Annotated in this window: 12 protein-coding genes and 1 riboswitch; of the genes, 6 read left to right on the plus strand and 6 right to left on the minus strand. The window is 41.0% G+C overall.

Going from position 1 to position 12,711, the window contains the following annotated elements:
* The first annotated feature begins 23 nt into the window (after nucleotides 1-23).
* The 3 genes from RMZ95_RS21635 (at nucleotide 24) to RMZ95_RS21645 (ending at nucleotide 3,488) form a co-directional block, all read left to right on the plus strand.
* On the plus strand, nucleotides 24-1,379 hold the full coding sequence (locus RMZ95_RS21635) for an NAD(P)/FAD-dependent oxidoreductase (protein ID WP_322684744.1): 1,356 nt from the start codon (nucleotides 24-26) through the stop codon (nucleotides 1,377-1,379).
* Between the two features lie 111 nt (nucleotides 1,380-1,490).
* Nucleotides 1,491-2,726 (plus strand): LL-diaminopimelate aminotransferase, encoded by a 1,236-nt coding sequence (locus tag RMZ95_RS21640; RefSeq protein ID WP_322684743.1) that lies wholly within the window; start codon nucleotides 1,491-1,493, stop codon nucleotides 2,724-2,726.
* Between the two features lie 123 nt (nucleotides 2,727-2,849).
* Nucleotides 2,850-3,488 carry a Uma2 family endonuclease gene (locus RMZ95_RS21645; protein ID WP_322684742.1) on the plus strand — a complete coding sequence of 213 codons (639 nt, stop codon included), beginning with the start codon at nucleotides 2,850-2,852 and terminating at the stop codon, nucleotides 3,486-3,488.
* A gap of 213 nt (nucleotides 3,489-3,701) precedes the next feature.
* On the opposite strand, the gene RMZ95_RS21650 is transcribed toward RMZ95_RS21645, so the two are convergent.
* From RMZ95_RS21650 to RMZ95_RS21670, 5 genes are all read right to left on the minus strand, one after another.
* Entirely contained in the window at nucleotides 3,702-4,667 is a 966-nt protein-coding gene (locus tag RMZ95_RS21650) for a helix-turn-helix transcriptional regulator (protein ID WP_322684741.1), read from the minus strand.
* A gap of 164 nt (nucleotides 4,668-4,831) precedes the next feature.
* The gene (locus RMZ95_RS21655) at nucleotides 4,832-5,128 is read right to left on the minus strand and encodes a hypothetical protein (RefSeq protein WP_322684740.1); all 297 of its coding nucleotides are present in this window, start codon (nucleotides 5,126-5,128) and stop codon (nucleotides 4,832-4,834) included.
* On the minus strand, nucleotides 5,125-5,307 hold the full coding sequence (locus RMZ95_RS21660) for a hypothetical protein (protein ID WP_322684739.1): 183 nt from the start codon (nucleotides 5,305-5,307) through the stop codon (nucleotides 5,125-5,127). Before RMZ95_RS21660 ends, RMZ95_RS21655 begins: the two co-directional genes overlap by 4 nt.
* 154 nt (nucleotides 5,308-5,461) lie before the next feature.
* Nucleotides 5,462-6,796 (minus strand): voltage-gated chloride channel family protein, encoded by a 1,335-nt coding sequence (locus RMZ95_RS21665; RefSeq protein WP_322684738.1) that lies wholly within the window; start codon nucleotides 6,794-6,796, stop codon nucleotides 5,462-5,464.
* Nucleotides 6,797-6,891: 95 nt separating this feature from the next.
* Nucleotides 6,892-6,975: riboswitch (Fluoride riboswitch) on the minus strand.
* Between the two features lie 30 nt (nucleotides 6,976-7,005).
* Entirely contained in the window at nucleotides 7,006-8,193 is a 1,188-nt protein-coding gene (locus tag RMZ95_RS21670) for an MFS transporter (protein WP_322684737.1), read from the minus strand.
* A gap of 200 nt (nucleotides 8,194-8,393) precedes the next feature.
* On the opposite strand from RMZ95_RS21670, the gene RMZ95_RS21675 reads away from it, so the two are divergent.
* From RMZ95_RS21675 to RMZ95_RS21685, 3 genes are all read left to right on the plus strand, one after another.
* Nucleotides 8,394-8,918: a Chromate resistance protein ChrB gene (locus RMZ95_RS21675; protein ID WP_322684736.1), complete on the plus strand. Its 525-nt coding sequence runs from the start codon at nucleotides 8,394-8,396 to the stop codon at nucleotides 8,916-8,918.
* A 268-nt stretch (nucleotides 8,919-9,186) separates the two neighbouring features.
* Nucleotides 9,187-10,056, plus strand: a complete 870-nt coding sequence (locus RMZ95_RS21680; RefSeq protein ID WP_322684735.1) for a zinc metalloprotease HtpX — start codon at nucleotides 9,187-9,189, stop codon at nucleotides 10,054-10,056.
* A 110-nt stretch (nucleotides 10,057-10,166) separates the two neighbouring features.
* Entirely contained in the window at nucleotides 10,167-10,571 is a 405-nt protein-coding gene (locus RMZ95_RS21685) for a hypothetical protein (protein WP_322684734.1), read from the plus strand.
* 181 nt (nucleotides 10,572-10,752) lie between these two features.
* Here RMZ95_RS21685 and RMZ95_RS21690 read toward each other — a convergent pair whose 3' ends face one another.
* Complete coding sequence (locus tag RMZ95_RS21690) at nucleotides 10,753-12,708, minus strand: calcium-binding protein (RefSeq protein ID WP_322684733.1); 1,956 nt, start codon at nucleotides 12,706-12,708, stop codon at nucleotides 10,753-10,755.
* Between the last annotated feature and the right edge of the window lie 3 nt (nucleotides 12,709-12,711).

Below are 12,711 nucleotides of genomic sequence, written 5' to 3' on the forward strand. Positions count from 1 at the left end.
CGGCATACACGATAATATTTCTTATGGTAAATTCACTTGACAATAATCCACCCCATAAAGTAGTAATCGTTGGCGGTGGTTTTGGTGGACTTTATGCAGCAAAAACACTCGCCAAAGCAGCAGTAAACGTTACTCTGATTGATAAACGTAACTTTCATTTATTTCAACCCCTTTTATATCAAGTCGCCACAGGTGCGCTATCTCCGGCTGATATCTCCTCACCGTTGCGTTCTGTCCTCAGCAAGAGCAAGAATACGAAAGTGCTGTTGGGAGAGGTGAATAATATCGATCCAGAAGCGCAAAAAGTGATTGTGGGTGACGAAGCAATACCTTACGATACGTTAATTGTCGCCACAGGTGCGAAGCATTCTTACTTTGGCAAAGATAACTGGGAAGAATTCGCCCCAGGCTTGAAAACTGTAGAAGATGCGATAGAAATGCGTAGTCGGATCTTTTCAGCCTTTGAAGCCGCAGAAAAAGAAACCGATCCAGAAAAACGCCGTGCTTGGTTAACTTTTGTAATTGTGGGTGGTGGCCCAACAGGTGTAGAGTTAGCTGGTGCGATCGCAGAATTAGCAAATCAAACTCTCAAAGAAGATTTCCGCAGCATCGACACTTCAGAAGCCAAGATTTTGCTATTAGAAGGTTTGGATCGGATTTTGCCACCCTTTGCACCAGAGTTATCACAAGAAGCAGAAGCATCTCTAACGCGGTTGGGGGTGGTTGTGCAGACAAAAACATTGGTAACAAATATTGAAAATGATATTGTTACCCTCAAACAAGGCGATGAAGTTAAAGAAATTGCCTCAAAAACGGTATTATGGGCAGCAGGTGTAAAAGCTTCCGCAATGGGAAAAGTGCTAGCAGAACGCACAGATGCCGAATGCGATCGCGCTGGACGGATTATCGTTGAACCTGACTTGAGTATTAAGGGACATCCCAATATTTTTGTAATTGGCGACTTAGCAAATTTTTCTCATCAAAATGGTAAACCGCTACCTGGTGTTGCACCTGTAGCCAAGCAAGAAGGTGAATATGTAGCAGCACTAGTCCAAAAGCGGCTTGTAGGAAACAATTTGCCACCCTTTGCTTATACCGATTATGGTAGTTTGGCAATGATTGGGCATAATTCTGCTGTAGTCGATTTGGGCTTTACCAAGCTGAAAGGTTTCGTTGCATGGCTGTTTTGGCTATTTATTCACATCTACTTCTTAATTGAATTTAACAACAAATTAGTAGTAATGATTCAGTGGGCATGGAGCTATTTCACCCGTAATCGCGGAGCAAGATTGATTACAGGTAAAGAATCAATTACGGAATTTGTAATTAGCGATCACAACAATTATTCAGCCGATAATAAACAACCGGTAAATGTCTAGTTGGGAATTTGTCATTTGTCATTAGTCAGTAGTTATTCTCCTCTGCTCCCCACTCCCCGCCCTCATAAATTAGCAGTAAGCTATTTGAGGGCGTTTTTTCATATCTACATAATGGCGACTATTAACGACAACTACCTGAAACTGAAAGCGGGTTATCTGTTTCCAGAAATTGCTCGGCGAGTGAATGCCTTTGCAGAAGCAAACAGTAATGCTAAAATCATCCGGCTGGGTATTGGTGATGTTACCGAACCGCTACCGGAGGCTTGCCGCACAGCGATGATTAAAGCTGTGGAAGAAATGGGCGATCGCAATACCTTCAAAGGCTACGGCCCAGAGCAAGGCTACGCTTGGTTACGGGAGAAAATTGCAACTCAAGATTTCCAAGCACGAGGAGCCGACATAGATGCTTCCGAAATCTTTATCTCCGACGGTTCCAAGTGCGACACAGGCAACATTCTAGAAATCTTTGGTCATGACAACGTAATTGCCGTTACTGACCCAGTTTACCCTGTGTATGTAGACACTAACGTTATGGTGGGAAATACTGGGGATACCAACGACAAAGGCGAATTTGAGGGTTTAGTTTATCTACCAATTACGGCTGATAACAACTTCACCGCCGAGATTCCCTCAAAGAAAGTCGATTTAATTTATCTCTGCTTTCCTAATAACCCCACTGGCGCAACTGCTACCAAGGAATATCTCAAAACATGGGTAGACTATGCTAAAGCTAATAATTCGATTATTTTCTTTGATGCAGCTTACGAAGCTTATATTACCGATCCGTCGCTTCCTCACTCAATTTATGAAATTGCAGGTGCAAGAGAAGTTGCGATCGAATTTCGGTCTTTCTCCAAAAATGCAGGTTTTACAGGAACTCGTTGCGCGTTAACTGTAGTACCGAAGACACTCACAGCAAAAGCCGCCGATGGTTCCGATGTCGAACTGTGGAAACTGTGGAATCGTCGCCAATCTACCAAATTCAACGGCGTTTCTTACATTGTCCAACGGGGAGCGGAAGCGGTTTACTCCGAAGAAGGACAAGCACAAATCAAGGGATTGGTGAGTTTCTATCTAGAAAACGCCAAAATTATCCGTGAGAAACTCACAGCCGCCGGATTATCAGTTTATGGAGGCGTGAATGCACCTTACGTCTGGGTGAAAACGCCTAATGGTTTGTCCAGTTGGGAATTCTTTGATAAGTTGCTGCAAACTGTCAACGTTGTAGGGACACCTGGTTCTGGTTTTGGTGCTGCGGGTGAGGGTTACTTCCGCATATCGGCGTTTAACAGCCGGGAGAATGTCGAAGAGGCGATGAAGCGGATTACCGAGAAGTTTAAGGTGTAGAGCGATCGCTTTTAGTCGCTTTTGTTAAACTCATTTTATTAATCTAAAGGTTACGGTGGGCTGTATTATCCACCGCAACCTGACAGATATTGAATTTTGAATCTTGAATTGGAGCGAAGCGACGTGACTCCTGCCATCCCCGTTTTCAAACCTGTTAGCCAGATGCAGTTAGCGCCTGGTAGCACAGTAACAATTCCAGATGTTAAGTGGGAAGAATTTGAATCTATATTACAAGAATTGGGAGAAAAAAGAACTACACGAATTGCCTACAGCCAGGGTACTTTAGAAATTATGGCTCCTTTACCAGAACATGAAATACCCAAAGATTTAATTTCTGATATTGTCAAAATATTGCTAAAGGCTAAAGATATCAGATATCAACCTTTTGGTTCCACCACCTTTAAAAAGCAAGGTTTAGCAGGAGTTGAACCTGATGCTTGCTTTTATATTCAGAATTATCAACAAATGATTGGTCGTCGCCGCTTACAACCTGACGATCCGCCGCCTAATTTAGCAATTGAAACTGATGTCACATCAAAAACTACTCTTGATGCTTATGAAGCCATTGGAGTTCCAGAACTATGGGTTTACGATAGCGGGAGCCTTTCTATTTATTTGTTGAAAGAGGGGAAATACATAAAATCTGACACCAGTCCTAATTTTGAAGATATAGCTATTACTGAGATTATCCCTGCTGCTGTGGAACGTAGCTGGCAAGTAGGAAGTTTTCAAGCTTTGGAAGAATTGGAAGCGATGATTTAGTAAATAATCAAGTAATTAAGTGCAAACTTACTTACTTCATAGCGAAGCATATAAACAAATTGTACATAGTTATTTCCATATTTGGATCTATAATTTTTGGCAAAATATGCATTAGCATCTCATCTGGTAGAAAGTGTGATGTCTACAACAAGCTGCTTTACGTCTACACATTTAGATAAAAATTAGATAAATACCAGGTTATATGGAAGTATGTCACTCCTTAATAGGAAGATAAGGAGAAATATCTCTCAAATTCAAAAATTCAGGTTCAGACGCGCAAGCTATCTGCCAAAATTTAACAGCAGGTACTTCAATTAGTGCTATATGTTCAAGATTCAGAAACATAGTGCTACCTTCCTCATCATACTCTTGTATAAATCTTGTACCTTGATGTGCTTCAGGATATATACTCGGATCTCCAGCAATATTTCGCAAACTTTCTAGGTTTGAATAAAGGTCTTCATTTAAATAATGAAATGTTTGAGTTCCATCGAGCCAGTAGACTTTAAGGTAATTAAATTCTTCCCATGAATCACAATTATCATATTTTACTTGTAACTCCTTTTCAATAGACTGAATTACCTTAGCTAAAGTCTCAGAAATATTAAATGTTGCAGCAATATCTTCAACAGTTGCATTTGGCTCATCAAGAATATCCCAATCAGTCAATACTCGATAAATTTCAGGATGGTAGAATATAGGAGATTCTTCTTTAGCATCAGTATATAAATCACATCTTTTTAAAGCTTTTAAATTAATAAAAATTATATAGTTATTCATTGTCTCGATATCCATCCACTGAAACTGATGGACTGGCTCATCTTCTGGCTTTTGTAAATACCAATAAACAGACTTTGCTGCCTGTTTATCAATTGGATAATCAAGTGATTTTTGAAGTCCTTGGAGATTAAATTTTATACCTCCGAAATGATAAACTATATTTATATCTGATTTAGCAAAAAATGAGTCAGGATAACCGGAACGCTTTTGTTTAGAGACTCCTATAATTTCGTCAATTGAGCAATTAAGAACAATTGCGAGGTCTTTCAGTGCCGCAGGGGGAATTTCCATTTTACCTTTTTCCCAAAGCTGAATTGTCTCTTGTGTTATTTTGAGCATTTCAGCTAGAGAAGCGTGAGACAAGTTTCGCTCTTGAAGTATTTGCTTTAGTTGATTCATGTATAAATTTTATCCCTAAATATTTTTTTGTCTGCTTCAAACTCGAACTGGCTATACTCTTAAATTAAAAACAAAACTGCTGCCGCAGTACTGCTGTGGATACTAGTATCGTACAGTATACCCTTGACTTAACTTACCCAGAACTTTGGTATATGCGATCGCCTTCATGTCGTGGTTGTAAAATTAGCATTTTGGGTATAGTTGGCAGAATTAGTTTCTAGCTCTGAATACATAGCAAATAGTTCGCTAAAAACCTCCTCCCCATTAATCTCTCCACTACTAATAAATCGTTCTACTTCAACCGAACCATCCTCAAAAAATTCCACTTCCCATCGTTCTCCAGCCACCGCCACATTTACCATAATAGTTTCATCGCGATGATGAGCTAAAGTGTAACTAATTGTCTCTTGTTCTAATTGACTTAGAAAGGTAATTAGTTTGCCAAATCCATGATTCTTCATTTATCAAACCTCTTATCGCTTAATAACTTGCGAACAACTTTAAAACCCAGTTGATTTACCTCAGCACCCGCTTCAATCTCTTCCCATAACATTTCACAAAACTCATCCCAACTGGGCGATTCTTCCGGGAGTGGAGCTTGTCTTATACTACCCTTCTTGTATTTCAGGATTTCAGACACCTTTTGCCCAGCAAATTTATGTGCGATTTTCCCCTCTCTTTTTGATTGAGTGGCTACTTTCCTTTATACAATAGCGATTTCTGACTATGCGATGCCTACGGTAGTAAAATACGCACTTTCCCAATTATTCATTCATTGCATCAAAAAATTATTCTTAAGAATTATTTCCTCCTTCTTTGCCATCATCAGGTAAACCAATTTTTGGCTCAACTTTTTCTCGTCCATAATTAGCCAAAGTCACCCCTTCTTCTAAATATACAGCAGAGTATTTACTCAACCCAATACGCTGTGCTGAGTAAATTCCAGAATGACCTGAAAATAAGTAGCTAACTACACAACCAATACCAATAAATACCCCCGATTCCAGACCAAATAATTCAATTCCCATTAAGGTGGATGCCAAAGGTGTATTTGCTGCACCCGCAAACACAGCCACAAATCCCATTCCTGCTAGCAGTGGTGCAGGTAATGCTAAAAGCAACGACAAAGCATTACCTAAAGTTGCACCAATAAAAAACAAAGGTGTCACTTCTCCTCCTTTAAAACCTGCTCCTAGAGTTAAAGCAGTCATACCCAATTTGGCAGCAAAATCCCAAGGAGATAGCTGAGTATAGAAAGAATCAACAATGGTTGGGATACCAAGCCCAATGTACTTGGTTGTTCCACTCAATCCAACAATTGCTGCTATTATCGCACCGCCTATCAAAGGACGTATTGGAGGATAGGATATCTTAGCTTTAAATAAGTGGCTAATTTGGTGAGTTACTTTAGCAAAGAATCTCGCGACAATTCCAAAAATTGTACCTGCGATAATCGCAGAAATCAATCCCCAAATTGTGAGCGTCGGTATAGACTGAGCGTGTCGGTATGCTGTATGATGTAAAGCTAATAGTAAAGTTACTTGATTTCCAACGATCGCAGCAATTAAAGAAGGAAAAAGAGCGTCGTAATGAATTTTACCAATTGCTAAAACTTCTAGACCAAATACGGTTCCAGCTAAGGGAGTACCGAAAACTGAAGCGAATCCCCCACTGATACCTGCCGTTAACAGAATTCTGCGATTAGCCCCTTGAAAATGCAATATTTTAGTTAACTGGTCTGCCAAAGAAGCACCCATTTGTAATGCTGTACCTTCACGACCGGCTGAACCACCAAAAAAATGGGTAAGGTCTGTTCCTAATAAAACAAGAGGAGCCATACGAAAAGGAATAATATTTTTGGGGTTATGAATTTCTTCGAGTAAAAGGTTATTTCCTGCTTCTACAGTCCGACCAAATTGATGATAAATCCAACCACTCAAGAAGCCACCAAGAGGAAGCAAGGCGATAATCCACCGATGTGATTCTCGCCAATCAGTTGCCCATTCTAATGATGCTAAAAGAGCCGCAGAAGCTGTTCCAGCAAGAATGCCAACGACAAAGGAGATGGGCAACCACTTGATTAAGTGGGGTAAGGCAATAAATGGTTCAAACTGACGAAGGTGTTTCATACCATGACTCCTTGAGGTGCGATTTGTAGAGAGATACTTTCTACAGGGGAGTCAGGTAATGCATTTAGCCAAGCCCTACTCTCCCGCAGTTAGCAAGGAAAGTAGGAGCCATCAGCCTTCCAGTGATGAATTTTCGGACTGGAAAGGCGGTTTCGGCGAGCTCCATCGCCATTGATTTGATTTCAAATCAAGGATACCATTTTTGCTTTTCAATATTTGTTTTTTTGAGAAACTAACAATAATACAGCTGCCAACGCAAACACGCTTCCAGTAATAAATGTCGCCTCTGCTCCCAGTGTTTGCCACAATCCACCAGCTAGCAAACTGGCAGGTAAAAGCGCTAATCCCACAGCCAAGTTGAGGAATCCAAAAGCAGTGCCACGCAGATTTGCAGGTATACTATTTGCCACTAGCGCCAATAGCAATCCTTTACTCATGCCCAGATGGAGACCATAAAGGGCAAACAATCCCCAAGCTTGCCAAGGTGTCTGCACAAAAGCGAAACCCAGATAGACTAAAGCGTATAAAAGAAATCCGCCTACCAGTAACCCAAATTTACCCACGCGATCGGAAAGTATTCCTAATGGGTAGGCGCTGAATGAGTAGGCAATGTTCATCACCATTAATGTCAATGGTATAAGTGAGGCAGAAATGCCTGTTTGTTCTGCTCGCAGCAACAAAAAAGCATTGCTGGAGTTGCCTAAATTGAATAACAATGCCACTGCTACAAGTACCCAGTATCCTTGACTCAAGCTGCGTAAAGCTTGCCATTGCAGAGGATTGCTTCGGTTTCCTTGAGTTTCACTTGTTTGTGGTTCGCGTACTCCTACTGTTAATAAAGCGACTGCGAAAAATCCAGGGATGAGTGCTAGCCAAAAAACCAGGCGGAAGTTGTTTTTGGAAGCAGTCATCAGGGTGAATGCTGCCAAAGGCCCCAAAAATGCTCCGATAGTATCAAGGGATTGACGCAATCCATAAGCTGCACCGCGTACCTCTGGATCGGTGGAATCGGCGACTAAGGCATCGCGGGGCGCTACCCGAATACCTTTACCAATGCGATCGCCAAATCGAGCTATTAACACCCCAGTTGGACTGCTAGCTACAGCAAATAGTGGTTTAACAAAGGTGGATAAGCCGTACCCAAACACCGCTAATCCTTTACGATGTCCTAGATAATCACTCAACGCTCCCGAAAAGATTTTTAAAACTGAGGCTGTTGCTTCTGCAATGCCTTCGATGATGCCCACAGTCAAAACATTCGCCCCTAAAACTGATACCAAAAATAAGGGCAATACAGAATTAATCATCTCAGAGCTAATATCTGTCAGCAAACTGACAAATCCCAATACCCAAACAGTGCCGGGAATTGTCTGGAAAAATTTATTTTGTAGTTGCATATTTCCTGTTTACCTGACTGGCTTTTACTACATCAACTCTGTAATTCTTGAGAACCAATAAGTGAGCTTCCGACTTTATGATTCAGACTCATAATTTTCTGCAATGCAACAGTTGTTTCATAAGTAGACTAACAATAAAATCGATTTAATGCAACACCTGTTACAATCTATCTATGGACAGAAAGTGTTGGAACTTATTGGTGTACAAAGTACCCGCACAGCCTTCAACGCAACGGGTGTATGTTTGGCGTAAACTCAAGGGCTGGGGCGCACTTTATCTACAGCAGTCGGTGTGCGTGCTACCGCATAGAGAAGACTTGCAACAATATTTAGCAGAATTGAAAGCAGACATTACAGCAGGTGGTGGTGAAGCAGATTTATTGATTATTTGGATTGATGAACCCGATCAAAACGCTATGTTGGTAAATCGTTTTCAACAGCAGGCAGATCGAGAATATCAAGAGTTTTTGGGGCAATGTCGGGATTTGCATAGCGAATTGAGCGAGGAACGGAAAATAGGTAATCTCACCTTTGCAGAATTAGAAGAAAACGAGGCGGAATTAAATAAACTGCGTTCTTGGTTGCCTAAAATCCGCGATCGCGATTTGTTTGATGCCCCAAAATACTCACAAGCCACTGAAGCTTTGAACGCGTGCGAATTAGATTTTCAGCTATTTTCCCAACAAATATATCAAGCAGAAGGAATAGACTCAGAATCTTTATAAGTAAATCGATCTTAACTAATGGTGTATACATAGCCTAATTTAAGCATCACCATTGTAATTTCTGCCTATAGATAGATGTTGTTTTTACTATTTATTAACGTTGATTCTATAATTAAATTAGTACTATTAAAACTTAAGTAGGAAAACCGTACTTATCTGATAGGTTTTCTATACCATATTTCTAAGTTTAGCTGGATAAAATCAAAATATAGCTGAAGTAATGCTGTTTTCGGAAAAATTTACACAGCATTAGCAGGAGAGCAAAAACATGACAAATCAATTGAAAACGGCTACTTTGCTTGCTGCACTAAGTGGTCTTTTGATTGCAATTAGTTACTGGGTAATTGGCGGTTCTAGTGGTTTGATTATCGGGATTGGCTTGGCAGCAGCAACCAACCTGTTTTCTTGGTATCAATCAGATAAAATTGCCCTAGCAGTATACCAGGCGCAACCTGTGAGTGAAAGGGAAGCACCAGGACTTTATCGGATGGTGCAGAGATTGAGCGATCGCGCTAACATTCCCATGCCTAAAGTTTATATCGTTCCTAGCCCTGGTGCTAACGCCTTCGCTACAGGGCGCGATCCAGAACATGCTGCTGTAGCTGTCACTGAAGGTATTTTAAATATATTGCCAGAGGATGAACTCGAAGGCGTTATCGCCCACGAGCTAACCCATATTATTAATCGTGACACTCTCACTCAAGCTGTTGCTGCTACGGTGGCTGGTGCGATCTCATTCTTAGCCCAAATGGTTAGTTACAGCTTATGGTTTGGCGGTGGTTCGCGAGATGACAACAGAGGTGGAAATCCAATAGGAGTTTTATTAACAGTTATGCTTGCGCCACTGGCTGCGACAATTATCCAGTTAGCAATTTCGCGCACGCGAGAATTTTCTGCTGATGCCGGTTCTGCGAGATTAACTGGTAATCCCCGCGCTTTAGCTAGGGCATTGCAACGCTTAGAAGCTTCAGCAAAGCAAATGCCTTTAAATGCCAATCCAGCTTATGAGCCGTTATTAATTATCAATTCCATTTCTGGACAGTTTTTAGGTAACTTATTCTCCAGTCACCCAGCTACAGAAATGCGAGTTGCAGCATTGCTGAAATTAGAGCAACAACTGCCAACAAAAGCTTATTAATTTGTCATTAGTCATTTGTCACTTGTAAAATAAATAAATGGCTAATGACTATTAAGATAGAGTGCAATTTTTATTGGAGAGTAAACTTTGCAATTAAGGATGTTTTAAGTATGAATTCTAACAATATCGAATCTACTGAATCCATAGTAATTGTAAAAATCAGTTCTGAAACCGACAAATTAGTGGAAACCGAAATGGCTGGTGAAACTGATGAGGTGAAGCGCGAAACCAAAGCGTTAATTGAGGCGTTAAAAAGACGCGCTCAAGCTGAGGCTGATTCAGCAGGTACTCTCACCCGTGAAACCTATTTGAAAGTCGTGCGCCAAGCAAGGGAATTAATTGAAGGAAGGAAACTGATGCAACGCGATCGCTTAGAAAGCTCTTGGGCGGTAATTCAAGATGAAGCTGAGAGAAACTGGCACTTATTGATGAAAGACTTAATAGACTTTAACTTTCGCCTGCAAAAGGCTGTAAAAGCTGCTTGGGAAACCTTCAATAATCCTTATTCTCGTTAAAGAGGGTGCGATCGCAGAAAACTGAAGTGACTTATTTGGGTAATTAGAATACTAATTCAGTATTCAAAAATTATCTTTCTTGGGGAGATAAGGGAGAAAATACTACCTCTTCTCCCCCATCTGTTTTAAGCACATCGCAATTCGACGATTTTCTATTTTTTCTGCTTCAAGTGATAGAGTGCTAATAAGGAGCAAAAAGCACAAAATTGTTGTTGGTTAGTGACAAGCCAGGAGATAATTGTGCAAACTGTACCTGACTATAGACACCTGCACTACCATCCTCATCAAAGAACAATCCACCTGTAGTCGAGTTATAAATAAATAGCTGATTACTTGTGGTTGCAGATGCTCCGATTGTAAACTGACTTGTCTTAAGTACACCTAGTGATAAATCGCGACTAGGAAAACCACGAGTTGATATCTCAATTAGTTCATTAGTGGCGTCAAAGTCATAAAGGCGCTCGACGCCTTCACTGAAAGTATTGAAAACAAAGGTATCAGTACCAGCTCCCCCATAAAGGCTATCATTACCGCTGTCACCTATAAGGATATCATTACCATTACCACCTTTGAGGGTATCATTGCCACTACTACCGTCGAGGGTATCATTGCCATTATTCCCCACAATCAAGTCATCATAGTAGGAACCTGAAATATTTAATCCTTCTATATTTTGGTAGCTAACTAGTCTCCTACCCGCTATAATTTCTCCCTTGTTAGTAGTAGGATTAAATGTTGTTGTGATTCCTGTGGTAGCATTGCTGTAATCAACTCTCAACAAATCGTCACCTTTACCGCCGTCTATCGTATCTTTGCCACCACTATCTATGGAGAGAGTATCGTTGCCATTGCTCCCCACAATGTTGTCATCGTAGGCTGTATCTAAGATATTTAATCTTTCAATATTCTGATAACTAACTTGATACTTACCTGCTGTCATTGAGCCAATGTTAGTAGTGGCATTAAATGTTGTTGTGATTCCTCCAGTAGCATTGCTATAATCCACGGAGAGTAAATCGTCAGCCTGACCTCCATCTACTGTTTGAGTCACTAAATAAGAGCGGACAGTATCTGGGGATGAGGTGCTTAGATACAAGGAATCATTGCCATCGCCACCAGAGAGTAAGTTATTGCCTGTTGAAATCTCAGCACGTAATGTATCGTCACCAGTGCCACCGTTGAGGGTATTATTACCTGAAGAGGGATGGAAAGTATCTCCAATGTAGGTTCCGGTTCCGATGACAATGCCAGAGATCGAGAGTAAATCATTGCCATCGCCACCAGAGAGTAGGTTGTTACCTGTTGAAATCTCAGCAAGCAAGGTATCATCACCAATGCCACCGTTAAGGGTGTTATTGCCTGAGGAGCTAAAAATATATTCCAGTCTATAACCATCAACGCCAGAGGTGGAAAGATAATCATTGCCATCGTCTCCAGAGAGTAAACTATTACTTTTTGGAGACTCAGCACGCAATGTATCGTCACCAGCGCCACCATTGAGGGTATTATTACCTGAGGAGCCAATAAAGTCGTGTCCCTCAGCAATAGGAAGCTCAGAGGTGAAGAGATAATCATTGCCATCGCCGCCAGAGAGTAAATTATTGCCTTGTGAACCCAGAGCATACAATGTATCGTCACCAGCGCCACCATCGAGGGTGTTCTTGCCTGTTGAAGAGTCAACATTGAAAGTATCGTTACCAATACCACCAACAAGGGAATTATTGCCAGTATCCTCAACGAGGATGTCATTCCCTACGCCACCAATAAGAGTATCATTGCCTACACCACCCCGCAGTAAATCATTGCCACTTTTGCCATCAATAAGATCGTCACCCCCCTGACCATTGATGACATCATCTGAGTTGTCAAAGCCGCTAACATTATTGTTCAGATCGTTAAGGAAGGTGACTGTGTTCTTGTTGAAGATAGTACCTTGAGTGGAGTTGGCATTGAAGACATCAAAGCTGTCAGTAATGGTAGTTTGCCCAGAAAACAGGATATTGCCCAAGTCTACAGTCGCTCCTGTAGATAAGCTTAGGTTATCCAGGTTTTCTAAAGCAAAGTTTTGTAGGATGATTTTGGGACTATTGTCCGCGTCAAAGGTGATTTCTAGATTGCTGCCATTTTGAGTCAGCACTAA

This window comes from Nostoc sp. DedQUE07, assembly GCF_034530975.2.
GTDB lineage: Bacteria > Cyanobacteriota > Cyanobacteriia > Cyanobacteriales > Nostocaceae > Nostoc.